This is a genomic window from Noviherbaspirillum suwonense, from assembly GCF_900182955.1.
Taxonomy (GTDB): Bacteria; Pseudomonadota; Gammaproteobacteria; order Burkholderiales; family Burkholderiaceae_D; genus Noviherbaspirillum_A; species Noviherbaspirillum_A suwonense.
Genome location: NZ_FXUL01000003.1, coordinates 184,538 through 202,796 on the forward strand (window position 1 = coordinate 184,538; position 18,259 = coordinate 202,796).

31 protein-coding genes are annotated in these 18,259 nt (G+C 58.2%); all 31 read left to right on the forward strand.

Annotated features, from left to right (window positions below):
- Positions 1-10 precede the first annotated feature (10 nt).
- The 31 genes from rpsG (at position 11) to QOL82_RS06585 (ending at position 18,112) form a co-directional block, all read left to right on the forward strand.
- The gene (gene rpsG, locus QOL82_RS06435) at positions 11-481 is read left to right on the forward strand and encodes a 30S ribosomal protein S7 (RefSeq protein WP_283441425.1); all 471 of its coding nucleotides are present in this window, start codon (positions 11-13) and stop codon (positions 479-481) included.
- Between the two features lie 130 nt (positions 482-611).
- Positions 612-2,717 carry an elongation factor G gene (gene fusA / locus QOL82_RS06440; RefSeq protein WP_283441426.1) on the forward strand — a complete coding sequence of 702 codons (2,106 nt, stop codon included), beginning with the start codon at positions 612-614 and terminating at the stop codon, positions 2,715-2,717.
- Between the two features lie 77 nt (positions 2,718-2,794).
- Positions 2,795-3,985, forward strand: coding sequence for an elongation factor Tu (tuf, locus tag QOL82_RS06445; protein WP_283441415.1), 1,191 nt, complete (start codon positions 2,795-2,797; stop codon positions 3,983-3,985).
- Between the two features lie 81 nt (positions 3,986-4,066).
- Positions 4,067-4,396, forward strand: a complete 330-nt coding sequence (gene rpsJ / locus QOL82_RS06450; RefSeq protein ID WP_283441427.1) for a 30S ribosomal protein S10 — start codon at positions 4,067-4,069, stop codon at positions 4,394-4,396.
- A 167-nt stretch (positions 4,397-4,563) separates the two neighbouring features.
- A complete protein-coding gene (rplC, locus tag QOL82_RS06455) occupies positions 4,564-5,232 on the forward strand; it encodes a 50S ribosomal protein L3 (RefSeq protein WP_283441428.1) in 669 nt (222 codons plus the stop codon).
- A gap of 3 nt (positions 5,233-5,235) precedes the next feature.
- On the forward strand, positions 5,236-5,856 hold the full coding sequence (rplD, locus tag QOL82_RS06460) for a 50S ribosomal protein L4 (protein ID WP_283441429.1): 621 nt from the start codon (positions 5,236-5,238) through the stop codon (positions 5,854-5,856).
- Positions 5,853-6,167 carry a 50S ribosomal protein L23 gene (gene rplW, locus QOL82_RS06465; protein ID WP_283441430.1) on the forward strand — a complete coding sequence of 105 codons (315 nt, stop codon included), beginning with the start codon at positions 5,853-5,855 and terminating at the stop codon, positions 6,165-6,167. Before rplD ends, rplW begins: the two co-directional genes overlap by 4 nt.
- Positions 6,167-6,994 (forward strand): 50S ribosomal protein L2, encoded by an 828-nt coding sequence (gene rplB / locus QOL82_RS06470; RefSeq protein WP_283441431.1) that lies wholly within the window; start codon positions 6,167-6,169, stop codon positions 6,992-6,994. The genes rplW and rplB overlap by 1 nt, the downstream gene beginning before the upstream one ends.
- Positions 6,995-7,003: 9 nt before the next feature.
- On the forward strand, positions 7,004-7,279 hold the full coding sequence (gene rpsS / locus QOL82_RS06475; RefSeq protein WP_283441432.1) for a 30S ribosomal protein S19: 276 nt from the start codon (positions 7,004-7,006) through the stop codon (positions 7,277-7,279).
- Between the two features lie 7 nt (positions 7,280-7,286).
- Entirely contained in the window at positions 7,287-7,616 is a 330-nt protein-coding gene (gene rplV / locus QOL82_RS06480; RefSeq protein ID WP_283441433.1) for a 50S ribosomal protein L22, read from the forward strand.
- 9 nt (positions 7,617-7,625) lie between these two features.
- Positions 7,626-8,459: a 30S ribosomal protein S3 gene (gene rpsC, locus QOL82_RS06485; RefSeq protein WP_283441434.1), complete on the forward strand. Its 834-nt coding sequence runs from the start codon at positions 7,626-7,628 to the stop codon at positions 8,457-8,459.
- A 3-nt stretch (positions 8,460-8,462) separates the two neighbouring features.
- Complete coding sequence (rplP, locus tag QOL82_RS06490) at positions 8,463-8,882, forward strand: 50S ribosomal protein L16 (RefSeq protein WP_283441435.1); 420 nt, start codon at positions 8,463-8,465, stop codon at positions 8,880-8,882.
- 12 nt (positions 8,883-8,894) lie between these two features.
- Complete coding sequence (rpmC, locus tag QOL82_RS06495; protein WP_283441436.1) at positions 8,895-9,089, forward strand: 50S ribosomal protein L29; 195 nt, start codon at positions 8,895-8,897, stop codon at positions 9,087-9,089.
- A complete protein-coding gene (rpsQ, locus tag QOL82_RS06500) occupies positions 9,086-9,358 on the forward strand; it encodes a 30S ribosomal protein S17 (RefSeq protein WP_283441437.1) in 273 nt (90 codons plus the stop codon). The genes rpmC and rpsQ overlap by 4 nt, the downstream gene beginning before the upstream one ends.
- A 233-nt stretch (positions 9,359-9,591) precedes the next feature.
- The gene (rplN, locus tag QOL82_RS06505; protein ID WP_283441438.1) at positions 9,592-9,960 is read left to right on the forward strand and encodes a 50S ribosomal protein L14; all 369 of its coding nucleotides are present in this window, start codon (positions 9,592-9,594) and stop codon (positions 9,958-9,960) included.
- A gap of 9 nt (positions 9,961-9,969) precedes the next feature.
- Positions 9,970-10,284: a 50S ribosomal protein L24 gene (gene rplX / locus QOL82_RS06510; RefSeq protein ID WP_283441439.1), complete on the forward strand. Its 315-nt coding sequence runs from the start codon at positions 9,970-9,972 to the stop codon at positions 10,282-10,284.
- Positions 10,285-10,289: 5 nt separating this feature from the next.
- On the forward strand, positions 10,290-10,829 hold the full coding sequence (gene rplE / locus QOL82_RS06515; protein WP_283441440.1) for a 50S ribosomal protein L5: 540 nt from the start codon (positions 10,290-10,292) through the stop codon (positions 10,827-10,829).
- Positions 10,830-10,836: 7 nt separating this feature from the next.
- A complete protein-coding gene (gene rpsN / locus QOL82_RS06520; RefSeq protein WP_283441441.1) occupies positions 10,837-11,142 on the forward strand; it encodes a 30S ribosomal protein S14 in 306 nt (101 codons plus the stop codon).
- 14 nt (positions 11,143-11,156) lie between these two features.
- Positions 11,157-11,552 carry a 30S ribosomal protein S8 gene (rpsH, locus tag QOL82_RS06525; RefSeq protein WP_283441442.1) on the forward strand — a complete coding sequence of 132 codons (396 nt, stop codon included), beginning with the start codon at positions 11,157-11,159 and terminating at the stop codon, positions 11,550-11,552.
- A gap of 10 nt (positions 11,553-11,562) precedes the next feature.
- A complete protein-coding gene (rplF, locus tag QOL82_RS06530) occupies positions 11,563-12,099 on the forward strand; it encodes a 50S ribosomal protein L6 (protein ID WP_283441443.1) in 537 nt (178 codons plus the stop codon).
- A 12-nt stretch (positions 12,100-12,111) separates the two neighbouring features.
- Positions 12,112-12,474 carry a 50S ribosomal protein L18 gene (gene rplR, locus QOL82_RS06535; protein WP_283441444.1) on the forward strand — a complete coding sequence of 121 codons (363 nt, stop codon included), beginning with the start codon at positions 12,112-12,114 and terminating at the stop codon, positions 12,472-12,474.
- 12 nt (positions 12,475-12,486) lie between these two features.
- Positions 12,487-13,005, forward strand: coding sequence for a 30S ribosomal protein S5 (gene rpsE, locus QOL82_RS06540; RefSeq protein WP_283441445.1), 519 nt, complete (start codon positions 12,487-12,489; stop codon positions 13,003-13,005).
- A gap of 10 nt (positions 13,006-13,015) precedes the next feature.
- Positions 13,016-13,195: a 50S ribosomal protein L30 gene (gene rpmD / locus QOL82_RS06545; RefSeq protein WP_217346529.1), complete on the forward strand. Its 180-nt coding sequence runs from the start codon at positions 13,016-13,018 to the stop codon at positions 13,193-13,195.
- 27 nt (positions 13,196-13,222) lie between these two features.
- The gene (gene rplO / locus QOL82_RS06550) at positions 13,223-13,654 is read left to right on the forward strand and encodes a 50S ribosomal protein L15 (protein WP_283441446.1); all 432 of its coding nucleotides are present in this window, start codon (positions 13,223-13,225) and stop codon (positions 13,652-13,654) included.
- A gap of 25 nt (positions 13,655-13,679) precedes the next feature.
- Entirely contained in the window at positions 13,680-15,011 is a 1,332-nt protein-coding gene (secY, locus tag QOL82_RS06555) for a preprotein translocase subunit SecY (protein ID WP_283441447.1), read from the forward strand.
- A gap of 24 nt (positions 15,012-15,035) precedes the next feature.
- Positions 15,036-15,254 carry a translation initiation factor IF-1 gene (infA, locus tag QOL82_RS06560; protein ID WP_005663428.1) on the forward strand — a complete coding sequence of 73 codons (219 nt, stop codon included), beginning with the start codon at positions 15,036-15,038 and terminating at the stop codon, positions 15,252-15,254.
- Positions 15,255-15,291: 37 nt separating this feature from the next.
- Entirely contained in the window at positions 15,292-15,405 is a 114-nt protein-coding gene (gene rpmJ / locus QOL82_RS06565; protein ID WP_012081231.1) for a 50S ribosomal protein L36, read from the forward strand.
- A 27-nt stretch (positions 15,406-15,432) separates the two neighbouring features.
- Entirely contained in the window at positions 15,433-15,798 is a 366-nt protein-coding gene (gene rpsM, locus QOL82_RS06570; RefSeq protein ID WP_283441448.1) for a 30S ribosomal protein S13, read from the forward strand.
- 33 nt (positions 15,799-15,831) lie between these two features.
- A complete protein-coding gene (gene rpsK, locus QOL82_RS06575; RefSeq protein ID WP_194713628.1) occupies positions 15,832-16,236 on the forward strand; it encodes a 30S ribosomal protein S11 in 405 nt (134 codons plus the stop codon).
- Between the two features lie 162 nt (positions 16,237-16,398).
- Positions 16,399-17,022, forward strand: a complete 624-nt coding sequence (gene rpsD / locus QOL82_RS06580) for a 30S ribosomal protein S4 (protein ID WP_283441449.1) — start codon at positions 16,399-16,401, stop codon at positions 17,020-17,022.
- 112 nt (positions 17,023-17,134) lie between these two features.
- Positions 17,135-18,112: a DNA-directed RNA polymerase subunit alpha gene (locus tag QOL82_RS06585; protein WP_283441450.1), complete on the forward strand. Its 978-nt coding sequence runs from the start codon at positions 17,135-17,137 to the stop codon at positions 18,110-18,112.
- The last annotated feature ends 147 nt before the right edge of the window (positions 18,113-18,259 follow it).

Consider the following 18,259-nt stretch of genomic DNA (forward strand, 5'->3'; position numbering starts at 1 on the left):
AGGAATTGAAATGCCACGTCGTCGTGAAGTACCCAAACGGGAAATTCTGCCGGACCCAAAGTTCGGCAATGTTGATGTCGCCAAATTCGTCAACACCCTGATGTTGTCCGGCAAGAAGTCGGTCGCTGAAAACATCATTTATGGCGCTTTCGAATACATCCAGACCAAATCGGGCAAGGACCCGCTGGAAGTGTTCTCCGCCGCACTGACTAACTGCAAGCCGATGGTCGAAGTGAAGTCCCGCCGCGTTGGCGGTGCGAACTACCAGGTGCCGGTTGAAGTGCGTCCGGTCCGCCGCGCAGCGCTGTCCATGCGCTGGCTGCGTGAAGCTGCCAAGAAGCGCAGCGAAAAATCCATGCCGCAGCGTCTGGGTGGCGAATTGATGGAAGCCGCTGAAGGCCGTGGCGGTGCGATGAAGAAACGCGATGAAGTCCATCGCATGGCGGAAGCGAACAAGGCGTTCTCGCACTTCCGCTTCTAAGAACATGGACGGCCCACTGCCGCGCTGCGCGCAGCGGGTTTCCATCTCTGCAATCTGTACGAAGCCGGGCACATTTTTTTACTGAAAAAATGGCGCTCGGTTTTGTTCATTAAACGATTTAGGATCAATCATGGCTCGCAAGACCCCCATTGAGCGCTACCGCAACATCGGCATTTCCGCTCACATCGACGCAGGCAAGACGACCACCACCGAACGCGTGCTGTACTACACCGGCGTCAATCACAAGATTGGCGAAGTGCATGACGGCGCTGCGACCATGGACTGGATGGAGCAGGAGCAGGAACGCGGCATCACCATCACGTCCGCTGCAACGACCTGCTTCTGGAAAGGCATGGGCAATAACTTCCCAGAGCACCACATCAACATCATCGATACGCCGGGCCACGTCGACTTCACCATTGAAGTCGAGCGCTCGATGCGCGTGCTCGACGGCGCCTGCATGGTGTACTGCGCCGTGGGCGGCGTGCAGCCGCAGTCGGAAACCGTGTGGCGCCAGGCGAACAAGTACAAGGTGCCGCGCCTTGCCTTCGTCAACAAGATGGACCGTACCGGCGCGAACTTCTTCAAGGTCTATGACCAGATGCGCGCTCGCCTGAAGGCCAACCCGATCCCCCTGCAGATCCCGATCGGCGCGGAAGAAAACTTCCTGGGCGTGGTCGACCTCGTCAAGATGAAAGCCATCTACTGGGACGACGCGTCGCAGGGCATGAAGTTCGAGTACCGCGACATTCCGGCCGAGCTGGTCGAGCAGGCGAACGAGTGGCGTGAAAAGATGGTCGAGGCCGCTGCCGAAGCCACCGAAGAGCTGATGAACAAGTATCTCGAGGAAGGCGAACTGACCGAAACCGAGATCAAGACCGCTCTGCGTCAGCGCACCATCGCCAGCGAAATCGTGCCGATGATGTGCGGCACCGCGTTCAAGAACAAGGGTGTGCAGGCCATGCTGGACGGCGTGATCGAATACCTGCCGTCGCCTGTGGACATTCCACCGGTCGGCGGCCTGGACGAGAACGACGAGCCAACCACCCGCCGTGCAGAAGACGACGAAAAGTTTGCCGCGCTCGCGTTCAAGATCATGACCGACCCGTTCGTTGGCCAGCTGATCTTCTTCCGCGTCTACTCGGGCATGATCAAGTCGGGCGACACCGTGTTCAATCCGGTCAAGAACAAGAAGGAACGTCTTGGCCGTATTCTGCAGATGCACGCAAACCAGCGTGAAGAGATCAAGGAAGTCCGCGCCGGCGATATCGCCGCTGCTGTCGGCCTGAAGGATGCGACCACCGGCGAGACCCTGTGCGATCCGACCGCGGTCATCACCCTGGAGCGCATGGTGTTCCCTGAGCCCGTGATCTCGCAGGCTGTCGAGCCCAAGACCAAGGCCGACCAGGAAAAAATGGGCCTGGCGCTGAATCGCCTGGCACAGGAAGATCCGTCGTTCCGCGTCAAGACCGACGAAGAATCCGGCCAGACCATCATCGGCGGCATGGGCGAGCTTCACCTCGAGATCATCGTCGACCGTATGCGTCGCGAGTTCAACGTCGAAGCCACCGTCGGCAAGCCGCAAGTGGCTTACCGCGAGACCATCCGCAAGTCGGTCTCCGATGTCGAAGGCAAGTTCGTCAAGCAGTCCGGCGGTCGCGGCCAGTACGGCCACGCTGTCGTGACGATCGAGCCGCAGGAACAGGGCAAGGGCTTCGAATTCATCGACGCGATCAAGGGCGGCGTGATTCCTCGCGAATACATCCCTGCAGTCGAGAAGGGTGTCCGCGAAGCGCTGAACTCCGGCGTGCTGGCTGGTTATCCGGTCGTCGACGTCAAGGTGACGCTGACCTTCGGTTCCTACCATGACGTCGACTCGAACGAGAATGCGTTCCGCATGGCTGGTTCGATGGCATTCAAGGACGGCTGCCGCAAGGCCAGCCCGGTCATCCTCGAGCCGATGATGGCAGTGGAAGTCGAGACGCCGGAAGACTACGCCGGTACCGTGATGGGCGACCTGTCGTCCCGCCGCGGCATGGTGCAGGGCATGGATGAAATCGCCGGCGGTGGCGGCAAGATCATCAAGGCTGAAGTGCCGCTGTCCGAAATGTTTGGCTATTCGACCACGTTGCGTTCCGCAACCCAGGGTCGCGCAACCTACACGATGGAATTCAAGCACTACGCTGAAGCGCCGAAGAACGTGATCGAAGCAATCGTCAGCGCCAAGAGCAAGTAATTCCCGCACGCCGGCCCTGGCATTCAGGGCCGGCATTTTGCAGTCAAAGACATCGTTCTTTTTGAAGGAAGAATCAAATGGCAAAGAGTAAATTCGAGCGGACCAAACCGCACGTGAACGTAGGCACCATCGGCCACGTCGACCATGGCAAGACCACGCTGACCGCGGCAATCGCGACCGTGCTGTCGAAGAAGTTCGGCGGCGAAGCCAAGGCCTACGACCAGATCGACGCAGCGCCGGAAGAAAAAGCGCGCGGCATCACCATCAACACCGCTCACGTCGAATACGAAACCGCAAATCGCCACTATGCGCACGTCGACTGCCCAGGCCACGCCGACTATGTGAAAAACATGATCACCGGCGCCGCGCAGATGGACGGCGCAATCCTGGTGTGCTCGGCCGCTGACGGCCCGATGCCCCAGACCCGCGAGCACATCCTGCTGGCGCGCCAGGTTGGCGTTCCGTACATCATCGTCTACCTGAACAAGTGCGACATGGTCGACGACGAAGAGCTGCTGGAACTGGTTGAAATGGAAGTGCGCGAGCTCCTGTCGAAGTACGAGTTCCCAGGCGACGACCTGCCCATCATCAAGGGTTCGGCCAAGCTGGCGCTCGAAGGCGACACCGGCCCGCTGGGCGAGCAGTCGATCATGGCGCTGGCCGATGCGCTGGACACCTACATCCCGACGCCGGAGCGTGCTGTTGACGGCGCCTTCCTGCTGCCGGTCGAGGACGTGTTCTCGATCTCGGGCCGCGGTACGGTGGTGACCGGTCGCGTCGAGCGCGGCATCGTAAAGGTTGGCGAAGAACTGGAAATCGTTGGTATCCGCGACACCCAGAAGACCACCTGCACGGGCGTGGAAATGTTCCGCAAGCTGCTGGACCAGGGCCAGGCAGGCGACAACGTCGGCGTGCTGCTGCGCGGCACCAAGCGTGAAGACGTCGAGCGGGGCCAGGTGCTGGCCAAGCCGGGTTCGATCAAGCCGCACAAGCATTTCACCGGCGAGATCTACGTGCTGTCGAAGGATGAAGGTGGCCGTCATACGCCATTCTTCAACAACTACCGTCCGCAGTTCTATTTCCGCACGACCGACGTGACCGGCTCGATCGAGCTGCCGAAGGACAAGGAAATGGTCATGCCAGGCGACAACGTGTCGATCACCGTGATGCTGATCAACCCGATCGCGATGGAAGAAGGTCTGCGTTTTGCAATCCGCGAAGGTGGCCGTACTGTTGGCGCCGGCGTCGTTGCAAAAATCATGGACTGATTGCAGTAGACACACTTATCTGACTCATCATTACCGCGGACGGACAGCCGTCCGCGGCTCGCTCTTTTAAGGAAGAATCACATGTCGACCCCAGTTACCAAGCTGAACCAGAAAATCCGCATCCGCCTGAAGGCATTCGACTATCGCCTGATCGACCAATCCGCTCAGGAAATCGTCGAGACCGCCAAGCGCACCGGCGCCGTAGTCAAGGGCCCGGTTCCCCTGCCGACCCGTATCGAACGCTTCGACATCCTGCGTTCGCCGCACGTCAACAAGACCTCGCGCGACCAGTTCGAGATCCGTACCCACCAGCGCCTGATGGACATCGTCGATCCGACCGACAAGACTGTCGACGCGCTGATGAAGCTCGACCTGCCTGCCGGCGTCGACGTAGAAATCAAGCTGCAGTAAGGTTTTTGTCTCGCGGGGCTTTGACTTCATCAACTTTCTGTTGTATGGGGCAAAGTCCCGCGTTATAATTGCCGGCTTAGTTTAAGGCCGGCTTTGTTTTTTGCAGAGCCGGTAGTCAAGTAGCACAACATCAGCCCCGCCCAATCGCAGGCGGGAATGGAGAAAAAATGAACCAAGATCAAGGCCAAGGCCTGGTTGGTCGCAAGGTTGGCATGATGCGCATCTTCACGGATGACGGGAGCTCGATCCCTGTTACCGTGCTGGACGTGTCCAACAACCGCGTGACTCAAATCAAAACGCCCGAGACGGACGGTTATACCGCCGTTCAGGTCGCATTCGGTCAGCGTCGCGCTTCGCGTGTGAACAAGGCAGCCGCCGGTCACTACGCAAAAGCAGGCGTCGAAGCTGGCACCGTACTTAAGGAATTCCGTATCAGCGCAGAGCGCGTCGCCGAACTCAAGGTCGGTGATGTCGTTCCCCTGAGCCTGTTCGAAGTTGGTCAGAAAGTGGACGTGCAGGGCACCTCCATCGGTAAGGGTTACGCCGGTACCATCAAGCGTCACAACTTCGCATCGGGTCGCGCATCCCACGGTAACTCGCGTTCGCACAACGTGCCGGGTTCCATCGGTATGGCGCAGGATCCGGGTCGTGTTTTCCCGGGTAAGCGCATGACCGGTCACATGGGTGACGTCACCGTGACGACCCAGAACCTCGAAATCGCACGTATCGATGCCGAGCGCCAGCTGCTGCTGGTCAAGGGCGCTGTGCCTGGTGCCAAGAATGGCCAGGTAGTAGTGTTCCCGGCGATCAAAGTCAAAGCAAAGAAGGGAGCATAAGCGATGGAACTCAAGCTCCTGAATGACCAGGGCCAGGCTGCATCGAACGTTGCTGCGCCGGATACCATTTTCGGTCGCGACTACAACGAAGCGCTGATCCATCAGATCGTGGTGGCCTACCAGGCCAATGCCCGTAGCGGCAACCGCAAGCAGAAGGACAGGGAAGAAGTTCATCACACGACCAAGAAGCCATGGCGCCAAAAAGGTACGGGCCGCGCCCGCGCCGGTATGTCGTCGTCGCCACTGTGGCGTGGAGGCGGTCGGATTTTCCCGAATTCGCCTGATGAAAACTTCACCCAGAAGGTCAACAAGAAGATGTATCGCGCAGGTATCTGCTCGATCCTGTCGCAGCTGGCCCGTGAAGACCGTTTGTCCATTATTGAAGACCTGTCGGTCGATGCGCCCAAGACCAAGCTGCTGGCGCAGAAACTGAAGGGCATGGGGCTGGACTCCGTGCTGGTGATCACTGACAACCTTGATGAAAACCTGTTGCTGGCTTCGCGCAACCTGCCGCACGTGCTGGTTTGCGAGCCGCGCCATGCCGATCCGGTATCGCTGGTTCACTACAAGAAGATCCTGATCACCAAGGCTGCACTGGCCAAGATTGAGGAGATGCTGGCATGAACAACGTGAAACATAGCGAAGAGCGCCTGATGAAAGTGCTGCTGGCTCCGGTGATTTCGGAGAAAGCCACCTTCGTCGCAGAGAAGAACGAGCAAGTCGTCTTCCTGGTCGCGCCGGATGCCAACAAGCTCGAGATCAAGGCTGCGGTCGAGATGCTGTTCAAGGTCCAGGTTGAGTCGGTCCAGGTCGCAAACCGCGAAGGCAAGCAAAAGCGTTCGGGCCGTTTCACTGGCCGTCGCAACCACACCCGTCGCGCATTTGTCTGCCTGAAGCCCGGTCAGGAAATCAATTTCACCGAGGAGGCTAAATAATGGCTCTCGTTAAAATGAAACCAACCTCGCCGGCACGGCGCGGTATGGTCAAGGTTGTGACGCCCGACCTGTACAAGGGTCGTCCGTTTGCAGCCCTGATCGAAAAGAAGTCCAAGACTGCCGGTCGTAACAACAACGGTCACATCACCACCCGTCATATCGGTGGTGGTCACAAGCAGCACTATCGCGTGGTTGATTTCCGTCGCAACAAGGACGGCATCCCGGCGAAAGTCGAGCGCGTTGAATACGACCCGAACCGCAGCGCGCACATTGCACTGCTGTGCTACGCGGACGGCGAGCGCAAGTACATCATCGCCAGCAAGGGCATGTCCGTTGGCGACAGCGTGATGAATGGCTCGGAAGCGCCGATCAAGTCGGGCAACTGCCTGCCTCTGCGCAATATCCCGGTCGGCACCACGATGCACTGCGTCGAAATGCTGCCAGGTAAGGGCGCCCAGATGGCCCGTACCGCCGGCGCCGGCGTCGTGCTGATGGCACGCGAAGGCACTTACGCCCAGGTCCGCCTGCGCTCCGGTGAAGTCCGTCGCGTGCACATCGAGTGCCGCGCAACGATCGGTGAAGTCGGCAACGGCGAGCACAACCTGCGCAAGATCGGCAAGGCCGGTGCAATGCGCTGGCGCGGTGTCCGCCCAACGGTCCGTGGTGTGGTTATGAACCCGGTCGATCACCCGCACGGTGGTGGTGAAGGCAAGACGGCAGCTGGTCGTCATCCGGTATCGCCATGGGGTCAACAGACCAAGGGCAAGAAGACGCGTCGCAACAAGCGCACGACTTCGATGATCGTCTCTCGCCGCGGCAAGAAATAAGGAATAACCATGACACGTTCATTGAAAAAAGGGCCGTTTTGCGACGCCCACCTGGTGAAAAAGGTCGAAACAGCCCAGGCGACCAAGGACAAGAAGCCTATCAAGACCTGGTCCCGTCGTTCGACCATCATGCCGGACTTCATCGGCCTGACTATCGCAGTGCATAACGGCCGCCAGCACGTGCCCGTGTATGTCTCCGAAAACATGGTTGGCCACAAGCTCGGCGAATTTGCGGTAACCCGCACGTTCAAAGGCCATGCGGCTGACAAGAAGGCGAAGAAATAGGTCCGATATGGAAACTAAAGCTATCCTCCGTGGCGTGCGCCTGTCGGCCCAAAAAGGCCGTCTCGTCGCCGACCTGATCCGGGGCAAAAAAGTTGATCAAGCGTTGAACATCCTGCAATTCAGCCCTAAAAAAGGTGCTGTCATCATCAAGAAGGTTCTGGAGTCCGCAATTGCGAACGCCGAGCACAATGATGGCGCGGATATCGACGAGCTGAAAGTCACCACCATTTACGTCGAGAAGGCCGCTGTACTCAAGCGCTTCACCGCACGTGCAAAAGGTCGTGGCGATCGTATCTCTAAACAATCCTGTCACATATTCGTGACTGTCGGCAACTAAGGAGTCACGATGGGACAGAAGATACATCCTACCGGTTTCCGTCTTTCGGTTACCCGCAACTGGGGCTCGCGCTGGTTCGCCAGCAGCAGCAACTTCGCCAGCATGCTGTCCGAAGACCTGAAGGTGCGTGCTTACCTGAAGAAGAAACTGAAGAGCGCATCGGTTGGCCGCGTGGTCATCGAGCGTCCGGCCAAGAATGCGCGGATCACGATTTTCAGCTCGCGTCCTGGCGTCGTCATCGGCAAGAAGGGTGAAGACATCGAGGTGCTGAAAGCAGCGCTGACCAAGATGATGGGCGTGCCCGTGCACGTCAACATCGAGGAAATCCGCAAGCCGGAAACCGATGCACAGCTGATCGCCGACTCGATCGCGCAGCAGCTCGAAAAGCGCATCATGTTCCGCCGCGCAATGAAGCGCGCGATGCAGAATGCAATGCGTCTTGGCGCCCAGGGCATCAAGATCATGTCGTCCGGTCGTCTGAACGGCATCGAGATTGCCCGTACCGAATGGTATCGCGAAGGCCGTGTGCCACTGCACACACTGCGCGCTGACATCGACTATGGCACCAGCGAAGCGGAAACCACCTACGGCATCATCGGCATCAAGGTCTGGGTCTACAAGGGCGATCGTCTCGCAAGCGGCGAAGCCCCGACCATCGACGTGCCGTCCGATGATGACAAGAAGCGTCGCCCACCGCGCCGCGATGATGGCAAGCCAGGCACCGGACGTCCTCCGGCCCGCAGCCGCCGTCCCGAAGGTCAAGCTGCAGCGCCGTCCGCTCCAGGCGCGCCTGGCGCACCGGGTGCTGCCAAGCGTGTGCGCGCTACCAAGCCAGGAGAATAAAACATGCTGCAACCAGCACGCAGAAAATATCGTAAAGAGCAGAAAGGCCGCAACAAGGGCATTTCTCACGATCGCGGCACCGCGGTGTCGTTCGGCGAATTCGGCCTGAAGGCCGTTGGCCGTGGCCGTATCACCGCGCGCCAGATCGAGGCAGCACGTCGTGCCATGACCCGTCACATCAAGCGTGGCGGCCGGATCTGGATCCGTATCTTCCCGGACAAGCCGATTTCGAACAAGCCGGCCGAAGTCCGTATGGGTAACGGTAAAGGTAATCCGGAATACTACGTCGCCGAAATCCAGCCAGGCAAAGTCCTGTACGAGATGGATGGTGTCGATGAAACCCTGGCGCGCGAGGCATTCCGCCTTGCCGCAGCCAAACTGCCGCTGCTGACTACGTTCGTCGTCCGCCAGGTCGGCCAATAATAGGAGCGAAACATGAAAGCATCTGAACTCCTCGGCAAGGATCAGGCTGCCCTGAACAAGGAGCTGACCGACCTGCTGAAGGCGCAATTCAGCCTGCGCATGCAAATCGCAACGCAGCAGCTGAACAACACTTCGCAGCTGAAGAAAGTGCGTCGCGACATTGCCCGTGTCAAGACTGTACTGAACCAGAAGGAAGCGACCAAATGACTGAGCAAGTAAAAGAAACGTCCAAGCGGACCCTGGTCGGCGAAGTCGTCTCCGACAAGATGGACAAAAGCGTCACCGTCCTGATCAAGCGCCAGATGAAACACCCGCTGTACGGCAAGATCATCGAGCGCTCGAAGAAATATCATGCGCACGATGAATCGAACCAGGTCAAAGCTGGTGACGTCGTCGAGATCCAGGAAGGTCGTCCCATCTCGAAGACCAAGTCGTGGACCGTCACCCGCGTGGTACAGGCAGCGCAAATCGTGTAATTGGGTATTGCAGGTACAGTGATTATCTGCCATACTCCTTGGCTTCCTCGAGCAAATGATTTTCCGGCTCGAGGGAATCGCTGCCTGCAATTGGCAGTACCGAACAGCAAGTAGTTTTGGAAATCGTCCACCTAATCGGCGCCCTTTTGCTTAAAGAGTGCTGACGGGACCAAGACTGACCGTGAAAGCCGCATTGTGCGGACGGAACGGGAAAAGTTGGGAAAGAAAATATCATGATTCAAACTGAAAGCCGGCTCGAAGTAGCCGACAACACCGGCGCGCGCGAAGTTTTGTGCATCAAGGTCCTGGGTGGTTCGAAGCGTCGCTATGCCAGCATCGGCGACATCATCAAGGTGACCGTCAAGGAAGCCACGCCACGCGGCCGCGTCAAAAAGGGTGAAATTTACAATGCAGTCGTCGTTCGCACCGCCAAAGGCGTGCGTCGTCCAGATGGCTCGTTGGTAAAGTTCGACGGCAATGCTGCGGTATTGCTGAATGCAAAGCTGGAGCCGATTGGTACGCGTATTTTTGGACCGGTTACACGTGAGCTGCGCACTGAGCGCTTCATGAAAATCGTCTCCCTCGCACCAGAAGTTCTGTAAGGAGTCGACATGAGCAACATTCGAAAAGGCGACGAAGTCATCGTCCTGACTGGTAAAGACAAAGGCAAGCGCGGCACCGTCGCGCAGCGCGTCAGCGCAGATTACGTCGTTGTGGAAGGCGTAAACGTTGCCAAGAAGGCGACCAAGCCGAACCCGATGGCGGGTACCACTGGCGGCATCGTCGACAAGCTGATGCCAATTCACGTGTCCAACGTTGCGTTGTTCAACGCAGCATCGGGCAAGGCAGATCGCGTGGGCTCTAAAGTGGTGGACGGCAAGAAAGTCCGCGCTTACAAGTCCAATGGCGAAGTCGTTAAGGCGTAAAGATCATGGCACGTTTCCAACAGCAGTATAAAGAGAAAGTCGTTGGCGAGCTGACCGAGAAATTCGGTTACAAGTCGCCGATGGAAGTGCCGCGTTTGCTGAAGATCACCCTGAACATGGGTCTGTCCGAAGCCGTGGCTGACAAGAAGATCATCGAGCACGCCGTAGGCGACCTGACCAAGATCGCAGGCCAGAAGCCGGTGATCACCAAGGCTCGCAAGGCTATCGCAGGTTTCAAGATCCGCGAAGGCTATCCGATCGGTTGCATGGTGACCCTGCGTGGCGCCCGCATGTACGAATTCCTGGATCGCCTGATCACTGTTGCGCTGCCCCGCGTGCGTGACTTCCGTGGCGTGTCCGGTCGTGCATTCGACGGCCGCGGCAACTACAACATCGGTGTGAAAGAGCAGATCATTTTCCCCGAGATCGAGTACGACAAGATTGATGCGTTGCGTGGCATGAACATCAGTATCACCACAACCGCGAAGACCGACGACGAAGCAAAAGCGCTTCTCGCCGCATTTAAATTCCCGTTCAGAAACTGAGGTTGCCATGGCAAAACTCTCACTGATTAACCGTGAAAAGAAGCGTGCCGACCTGGTGCAGAAATACGCAGGCAAGCGCGCTGAATTGAAGGCAATCATTGACGACCAATCGAAGTCGGAAGAAGAGCGCTACGAAGCGCGCCTGAAACTCCAGGCGCTGCCACGTAACTCGGCTCCGACCCGCCAACGTAATCGTTGTGCACTCACCGGTCGTCCCCGTGGCACCTTCCGGAAGTTCGGGCTTGCCCGCACGAAGGTCCGTGAAATCGCCATGCGTGGCGAGATCCCGGGCATGACCAAAGCCAGCTGGTAATAGGAGAAGAAGCAATGAGCATGAGCGATCCTATCGCCGATATGCTGACCCGTATCCGCAATGCGCAAGGTGTCAAGAAGACCACGGTTGCAATGCCGTCGTCCAAAGTCAAGGTTGCTATTGCCAACGTCCTGAAGGACGAGGGTTACATTGAGGATTTTGCTGTCGCGGAAGCGGACGGCAAGGCAGAATTGAAAATCGGTTTGAAATATTACGCAGGCGCCCCTGTTATCGAGCGTCTGCAGCGGGTTTCCCGCCCTGGTCTGCGTATTTACAAAGGCAAGGACGATATTCCTAGTGTTATGAACGGCCTCGGCGTGGCGATCGTGTCGACCCCGCAGGGCGTCATGACCGACCGCAAAGCGCGCGCAACCGGTGTCGGTGGCGAAATCATTTGCTACGTGGCCTAAGGAGAGAAACATGTCTCGTGTAGGTAAAATGCCGATCACACTGCCAGCCGGCGCGGAAGCGACCATCGCGGCAGACCAGATCACCGTCAAGGGCCCACTGGGCAGCCTGACGCAGGCGATCAACGGCGACTTGGTTAAAGTCACCAACGACAATGGCACGCTGACGTTCGAAGCGGCCAACGACAGCCGCGAAGCCAATGCCATGTTCGGCACGCTGCGCGCACTGGTCAACAACATGGTTACCGGCGTCACCAAGGGTTTCGAGCGCAAGCTGACCCTGGTCGGCGTTGGCTACCGTGCTGCACTTCAGGGCAACAGCCTGAACCTGTCGCTGGGCTTCTCGCATCCGGTAGTGCATGCGATGCCGGAAGGCGTCACCGCCACGGTGCCGACCCAGACAGAAATCGTGATCAAGGGCGCTGACAAGCAGCGCGTTGGTCAGGTTGCTGCCGAAGTCCGCGCCTACCGTCCTCCCGAGCCTTACAAAGGCAAGGGCGTTCGCTACGCTGAAGAGCGCGTAGTGATTAAAGAAACGAAGAAGAAGTAACAGGGGCTGACGATGGACAAGAAACAATCACGTCTGCGTCGCGGACGTCAGACTCGCGCGAAAATCGCCGAGCTGAAAGTAAATCGCCTGGCGGTGCACCGTACCAACCTGCATATCTATGCGCAGGTCATCGGTCCGGATGCAACCGTCCTGGCTTCTGCCTCCACGCTGGAAGCCGAAGTGCGCCAGCAGCTGGCTGGCGAGTCGGGCAAGGGCGGCAACGCTGCCGCGGCGGCTCTGGTGGGCAAGCGTGTGGCCGAAAAAGCCCTGCAAGCCGGTATCGCCGAAGTCGCATTCGACCGCTCGGGTTTCCGTTATCACGGCCGTGTCAAGGCAGTGGCAGAAGCCGCTCGCGAAGCCGGTCTGAAGTTCTAAGGAAGAATCGTCATGGCAAAGATGCAATCGAAGATGCAAAGCGACAAGCCAGATGATGGCATGCGCGAAAAAATGATCGCGGTCAACCGTGTGACCAAAGTGGTCAAGGGTGGCCGTATCATGGGTTTCGCCGCGCTGGCAGTGGTTGGCGACGGCGATGGCCGTATCGGCATGGGCAAGGGCAAGTCGAAGGAAGTGCCGGTCGCCGTGCAGAAGGCAATGGAAGAAGCCCGCCGCAAGATGATCAAGGTCACCCTGAAGAACGGCACGCTGCAGCACACCGTGACCGGCAAGCATGGCGCCTCGTCGGTAATGATGGGTCCTGCAAAAGACGGTTCCGGCGTGATCGCCGGCGGCCCGATGCGCGCTATTTTTGAAGTCATGGGCGTGACCAACGTCGTGGCCAAGTCCAACGGTTCGACCAATCCTTACAACCTGGTTCGCGCCACGCTGAACGGCCTGTCGAAGATGAACACCCCGTCGGATATTGCAGCCAAGCGCGGCAAGTCCGTCGAAGAAATCCTGGGCTAAGGTGAACGACATGGCAAACACAATCAAAGTGCAACTGGTCAAGGGCCTGATCGGCACGCGCGAAAGTCATCGCGCGACCGTTCGCGGTCTCGGCCTGCGCGGTATCAATTCTGTCCGCGAACTTGAAGACACGCCGGCAGTTCGCGGCATGATCAACAAGGTCTCGTATCTCGTGAAAGTGGTGTCGTAAGCCTCGCGGCTTGCGCACGGAGCAAACATGGAACTGAATAACATTCAACCGGCAGATGGCGCCAAGCACGCAAAGCGTCGCGTTGGTCGCGGCATCGGCTCGGGTCTGGGCAAAACCGCAGGTCGCGGCCACAAGGGTCAGAAGTCCCGTTCGGGCGGCTTTCACAAGGTCGGCTTCGAAGGCGGTCAGATGCCTCTGCAGCGTCGCCTGCCGAAACGCGGCTTCAAGTCGCTGGCAGCGCCTTACAAGGCGGAAGTGCGTCTCTCCGATCTCGAGAAGCTGCCAGTCGGCGAAGTCGACATCCTGGCACTGAAGCAGGCCGGCGTCGTCGGCGAGCTGGCTCGCGTCATCCGCGTGATCGCTTCTGGCGAACTGACCAAGAAAGTCAGCCTCAAGGGCCTGATCGTAACCAAGGGCGCCAAAGCCGCAATTGAAGCCGCTGGCGGCTCGATTGCTTAAATCGGCATCCTGAACGGAGTACCAATTGGCGACTACTCCTCAACTGGCTAAAGGCGCTGCAAGCGGGTTTCCCTGGAACCGTCTGTGGTTCCTGCTGGCAGCGCTGGTTGTGTACCGTATTGGCGCACATATTCCAGTCCCAGGCATCGACCCGACCCAACTGGCGCAGCTTTTCAAGCAAAACCAGACTGGCATCCTGGGGATGTTCAACATGTTCTCGGGCGGAGCGCTGTCGCGTTTCACGATCTTTGCGCTCGGGATCATGCCGTACATCTCCGCGTCCATCATCATGCAGTTGTTGACGGTGGTGTCGCCCCAGCTTGAGGCGATCAAGAAGGAAGGTGAGTCCGGACGGCGCAAGATTACGCAGTACACCCGTTATGGCACGCTGCTGTTGGGCACGTTCCAGGCGCTGGGTATCGCGGTTGCGCTGGAGTCGCAGGCTGGACTGGTTCTCGATCCTGGCTATGCATTTCGCTTTACCACGGTCGTGACCCTGATCACCGGCACCATGTTCCTGATGTGGCTGGGCGAGCAGATCACCGAGCGCGGTCTGGGCAACGGCATCTCGATCATCATTTTTGCCGGCATCGCAGCTGGACTGCCAAATGCTCTCGGCGGCTTGTTCGAGTTGGTTCGGACCGGTTCGATGAGCGCGATTTCCGCGATCCTGATCTGCCTGATCGTTGCTGCAGTTACGTTCCTGGTGGTATTCATCGAACGTGGCCAGCGCAAGATACTGGTGAATTATGCGAAGCGTCAGGTTGGCAACAAGATTTACGGTGGCCAAAGCAGTCATCTGCCGCTGAAGCTGAACATGGCAGGGGTGATCCCGCCGATCTTTGCATCGTCGATCATTCTCTTCCCGGCAACGCTGACGAGCTGGTTCACGACAGGCGAGACGACGAATCCTTTTGTGCGTTTTCTGAAGGATCTGTCTGCTTCACTGGCGCCGGGCGAGCCGATTCATGCGCTGCTGTACGCAGGTGCGATCGTATTTTTCTGCTTCTTCTATACCGCGCTGGTATTCAACAGCAAGGAAACGGCGGACAACCTGAAGAAGAGCGGCGCATTTGTGCCAGGTATTCGTCCAGGCGAACAGACTGCCCGGTACATCGACCGCATCCTGATGCGCCTGACGCTGGCTGGCGCCGTGTATATCACGCTGGTCTGCCTGTTGCCGGAGTTCCTGATTGCGCGCTGGAAGGTGCCTTTCTATTTCGGCGGCACGTCATTGCTGATCATTGTCGTGGTGACAATGGACTTCATGGCGCAGGTACAGAACTATGTCATGTCGCAGCAATATGATTCATTGCTTCGCAAGGCTAATTTCAAGGGTGGCATCCCGACGCGCTAAGCGTCAGGGCTGACAACGAATCGCATGGCAAAAGACGACGTTATTCAGATGCAGGGCGAGATTCTGGAGAATCTGCCGAATGCCACGTTTAGAGTGAAATTGGAAAACGGGCATGTTGTGTTGGGACATATTTCGGGAAAGATGCGGATGAACTATATCCGTATCCTGCCGGGTGACAAGGTGACGGTAGAGTTGACGCCTTATGATTTGAGTCGTGCACGTATCGTGTTCCGTACCAAGTAATTCAATTGAACCAAGAACTGGAAGAGAGAGGGCGAAAATGAAAGTGCTCGCATCAGTCAAGCGGATCTGCCGCAACTGTAAGATCATCAAGCGCAAGGGCGTCGTTCGTGTTATCTGCATCGAACCGCGCCATAAACAGCGCCAAGGTTAATTAACGTTATTGATCGAGGAATAACGAATGGCACGTATTGCAGGGGTTAATATCCCCAACCATCAGCACACCGTGATCGGCTTGACCGCGATCTTCGGCATTGGCCGTCCACGCGCAGAGGAAATCTGCCAGAAGACGGGTGTAGCGACCGACAAGAAGGTCAAGGACCTGGACGACAACGAGCTCGAGAAGCTGCGTGACGAGATCGGCAAGTTTGTTGTCGAAGGCGATCTGCGTCGTGAAGTCTCGATGAGCATCAAGCGTCTGATGGACCTCGGCTGCTACCGCGGCCTGCGTCACCGCAAGGGCCTGCCGGTTCGCGGTCAGCGTACCCGCACCAATGCACGTACCCGCAAAGGTCCGCGTAAGGCAGCACAATCGCTGAAGAAATAATCCACAGCAGCATCGGGATTCAAGGAAATCATTATGGCAAAAGCACCAAACAACGCCGCCGCATCACGCGTGCGCAAGAAAGTCAAAAAGAACGTTGCCGAAGGCATTGCGCACATCCACGCATCCTTCAACAACACCATCATCACGATCACTGATCGTCAGGGCAATGCGCTGTCGTGGGCAACGTCCGGCGGTGCAGGCTTCAAGGGTTCGCGTAAATCGACCCCGTTTGCGGCGCAGGTCGCAGCAGAAGCTGCCGGCAAAGTGGCTGTCGAGTTTGGTGTCAAGAACCTGGAAGTCCGTATCAAGGGACCAGGTCCTGGCCGTGAATCCGCTGTACGCGCGCTGAACAACCTGGGCATCAAGATCACCCAGATCCAGGACGTGACGCCGGTTCCGCACAATGGCTGCCGTCCTCCGAAGCGTCGTCGCATCTAAGACGTTTCAAGCTGCAAGGCAAAGCATTACCTGCATTTGCCCGTCATGAAACCTGACGGGACTATTTTCAAGACCACCGTCTGGCCGTTTGAAAGCCGGACTAGCGCCTGGCACTGCATGGAATTCCCATGAGCCTGGGGCGTCATTACTAAGGAAATTCTCGTGGCACGTTATATCGGACCAAAAGTAAAACTGTCCCGCCGTGAAGGCACCGACCTGTTTCTGAAGAGCGCACGTCGCTCGGCGGACTCCAAGGGCAAGATGGACTCGAAGCCAGGCCAGCATGGCCGCACTTCGGGCGTTCGCACCTCCGACTACGGCAACCAGCTGCGTGAAAAGCAGAAGGTCAAGCGGATGTACGGCATCCTGGAGCGCCAGTTCCGCCGTTATTACACCGAAGCGAACCGCCGCAAGGGCAACACCGGCGAAACCCTGCTGAAGCTGCTGGAAACCCGCCTGGACAACGTTGTCTATCGCATGGGCTTCGGCTCCACCCGTGCTGAGGGCCGCCAGCTGGTCTCGCACAAGGCATTCACTGTCAATGGCATCGTCGTCAACATCGCTTCCTACCAGGTCAAGCCGGGCGACGTGATCGCCGTGCGTGAAAAGTCGAAGAAGCAGACCCGTATCGTCGAGGCGCTGTCGCTGGCTGAACAGATCGGCATGCCTAGCTGGGTGACCGTCGACAGCAAGAAAATGGAAGGCACGTTCAAGTCGATTCCCGAGCGCAGCGACATCGCTGGCGACGTCAACGAATCGCTGATCGTCGAACTGTACAGCCGTTAATCTTCCCGGCAGCACTCCGTTTCTCCTGGCCCGCCACATCCGTGGCGGGCTTTCTCGTAATGCCATCAGCCTTATCGGTGTAATGAGCCGAGGGTATTGAAAAGGACATTTCATGCAAAACAGCCTGTTGAAACCCCGTATTATCGAAGTCGAAGTGCTCGGTCCCGGCCACGCGAAAGTCGTGATGGAACCGTTCGAGCGCGGCTACGGCCACACGCTCGGCAATGCGCTGCGCCGCGTGCTGCTGTCTTCGATGGTTGGCTACGCGCCGACCGAAGTCACGATCGCGGGTGTCGTGCACGAATACTCGTCGCTCGACGGCGTGCAGGAAGACGTTGTCGACATGCTGCTGAACCTGAAGGGCGTCGTCTTCAAGCTGCATAATCGCGATGAAGTCACGCTGACCCTGAAGAAGGAAGGCGAAGGCGCCGTGCTGGCGTCCGATATCGACCTGCCGCACGATGTCGAGCTGGTCAACCCGGATCATGTGATTTCCCACCTGACCGCCGGCGGCAACCTCGACATGCAGATCAAGGTCGAAAAGGGCCGCGGCTATGTGCCGGGCAACGTGCGTCGCCTGGCTGAAGACACCAACAAGACGATCGGCCGCATCATTCTCGACGCATCGTTCTCGCCGGTCCGCCGCGTGTCGTATGCAGTCGAGTCGGCTCGCGTCGAACAGCGCACCGACCTGGACAAGCTGGTCATCAACATCGAGACCAACGGCGTCATCTCGCCGGAAGAAGCGATCCGCCAGTCGGCCCGCGTGCTGGTCGACCAGCTCAATGTGTTTGCCGCGCTGGAAGGCACCGAGGCGACTGCCGAAGCACCGTCGCGCGCACCGTCGGTCGATCCTATCCTGCTGCGTCCGGTGGACGACCTGGAACTGACCGTCCGTTCCGCGAACTGCCTGAAAGCCGAAAATATCTACTACATCGGCGACCTGATCCAGCGCAGCGAGAACGAGCTGTTGAAGACGCCTAACCTGGGACGCAAGTCGCTTAACGAAATCAAGGAAGTCCTTGCTTCGCGCGGCCTGACCCTGGGCATGAAGCTGGAAAACTGGCCGCCTGCCGGCCTGGAGAAGTAATTACCGAAACCGCTGGGGCACATTGTGCCTCCAGCGGGGTTTTTTCGGATATCATGCTGCACTTTTAAAACCAAGCTTACCGGCCCGCGCCGACCAGATCTGGCGGCGATAGAAGAGCTGGAATCAAACTCAATACCGAAAGGAATC

Excerpts from the sequence above, each read along its gene's own strand:
- rplO (WP_283441446.1), top strand. The coding sequence starts at position 13,223 with ATGGAACTGAATAACATTCAACCGGCAGATGGCGCCAAGCACGCAAAG.
- rplB (WP_283441431.1), top strand. The coding sequence starts at position 6,167 with ATGGCTCTCGTTAAAATGAAACCAACCTCGCCGGCACGGCGCGGTATG.
- rpsQ (WP_283441437.1), top strand. The coding sequence starts at position 9,086 with ATGACTGAGCAAGTAAAAGAAACGTCCAAGCGGACCCTGGTCGGCGAA.
- QOL82_RS06585 (WP_283441450.1), top strand. The coding sequence starts at position 17,135 with ATGCAAAACAGCCTGTTGAAACCCCGTATTATCGAAGTCGAAGTGCTC.
- fusA (WP_283441426.1), top strand. The coding sequence starts at position 612 with ATGGCTCGCAAGACCCCCATTGAGCGCTACCGCAACATCGGCATTTCC.
- rplW (WP_283441430.1), top strand. The coding sequence starts at position 5,853 with ATGAACAACGTGAAACATAGCGAAGAGCGCCTGATGAAAGTGCTGCTG.
- rpsE (WP_283441445.1), top strand. The coding sequence starts at position 12,487 with ATGGCAAAGATGCAATCGAAGATGCAAAGCGACAAGCCAGATGATGGC.
- rplC (WP_283441428.1), top strand. The coding sequence starts at position 4,564 with ATGAACCAAGATCAAGGCCAAGGCCTGGTTGGTCGCAAGGTTGGCATG.
- rpmD (WP_217346529.1), top strand. The coding sequence starts at position 13,016 with ATGGCAAACACAATCAAAGTGCAACTGGTCAAGGGCCTGATCGGCACG.
- rpmC (WP_283441436.1), top strand. The coding sequence starts at position 8,895 with ATGAAAGCATCTGAACTCCTCGGCAAGGATCAGGCTGCCCTGAACAAG.
- rplD (WP_283441429.1), top strand. The coding sequence starts at position 5,236 with ATGGAACTCAAGCTCCTGAATGACCAGGGCCAGGCTGCATCGAACGTT.
- rplN (WP_283441438.1), top strand. The coding sequence starts at position 9,592 with ATGATTCAAACTGAAAGCCGGCTCGAAGTAGCCGACAACACCGGCGCG.
- rplX (WP_283441439.1), top strand. The coding sequence starts at position 9,970 with ATGAGCAACATTCGAAAAGGCGACGAAGTCATCGTCCTGACTGGTAAA.
- rplR (WP_283441444.1), top strand. The coding sequence starts at position 12,112 with ATGGACAAGAAACAATCACGTCTGCGTCGCGGACGTCAGACTCGCGCG.
- rpsG (WP_283441425.1), top strand. The coding sequence starts at position 11 with ATGCCACGTCGTCGTGAAGTACCCAAACGGGAAATTCTGCCGGACCCA.
- rpsN (WP_283441441.1), top strand. The coding sequence starts at position 10,837 with ATGGCAAAACTCTCACTGATTAACCGTGAAAAGAAGCGTGCCGACCTG.
- rpsH (WP_283441442.1), top strand. The coding sequence starts at position 11,157 with ATGAGCATGAGCGATCCTATCGCCGATATGCTGACCCGTATCCGCAAT.
- rpsM (WP_283441448.1), top strand. The coding sequence starts at position 15,433 with ATGGCACGTATTGCAGGGGTTAATATCCCCAACCATCAGCACACCGTG.
- rplE (WP_283441440.1), top strand. The coding sequence starts at position 10,290 with ATGGCACGTTTCCAACAGCAGTATAAAGAGAAAGTCGTTGGCGAGCTG.
- rplF (WP_283441443.1), top strand. The coding sequence starts at position 11,563 with ATGTCTCGTGTAGGTAAAATGCCGATCACACTGCCAGCCGGCGCGGAA.
- rpsC (WP_283441434.1), top strand. The coding sequence starts at position 7,626 with ATGGGACAGAAGATACATCCTACCGGTTTCCGTCTTTCGGTTACCCGC.
- rplV (WP_283441433.1), top strand. The coding sequence starts at position 7,287 with ATGGAAACTAAAGCTATCCTCCGTGGCGTGCGCCTGTCGGCCCAAAAA.
- infA (WP_005663428.1), top strand. The coding sequence starts at position 15,036 with ATGGCAAAAGACGACGTTATTCAGATGCAGGGCGAGATTCTGGAGAAT.
- rpsJ (WP_283441427.1), top strand. The coding sequence starts at position 4,067 with ATGTCGACCCCAGTTACCAAGCTGAACCAGAAAATCCGCATCCGCCTG.
- rpmJ (WP_012081231.1), top strand. The coding sequence starts at position 15,292 with ATGAAAGTGCTCGCATCAGTCAAGCGGATCTGCCGCAACTGTAAGATC.
- rpsS (WP_283441432.1), top strand. The coding sequence starts at position 7,004 with ATGACACGTTCATTGAAAAAAGGGCCGTTTTGCGACGCCCACCTGGTG.
- tuf (WP_283441415.1), top strand. The coding sequence starts at position 2,795 with ATGGCAAAGAGTAAATTCGAGCGGACCAAACCGCACGTGAACGTAGGC.
- rplP (WP_283441435.1), top strand. The coding sequence starts at position 8,463 with ATGCTGCAACCAGCACGCAGAAAATATCGTAAAGAGCAGAAAGGCCGC.
- rpsK (WP_194713628.1), top strand. The coding sequence starts at position 15,832 with ATGGCAAAAGCACCAAACAACGCCGCCGCATCACGCGTGCGCAAGAAA.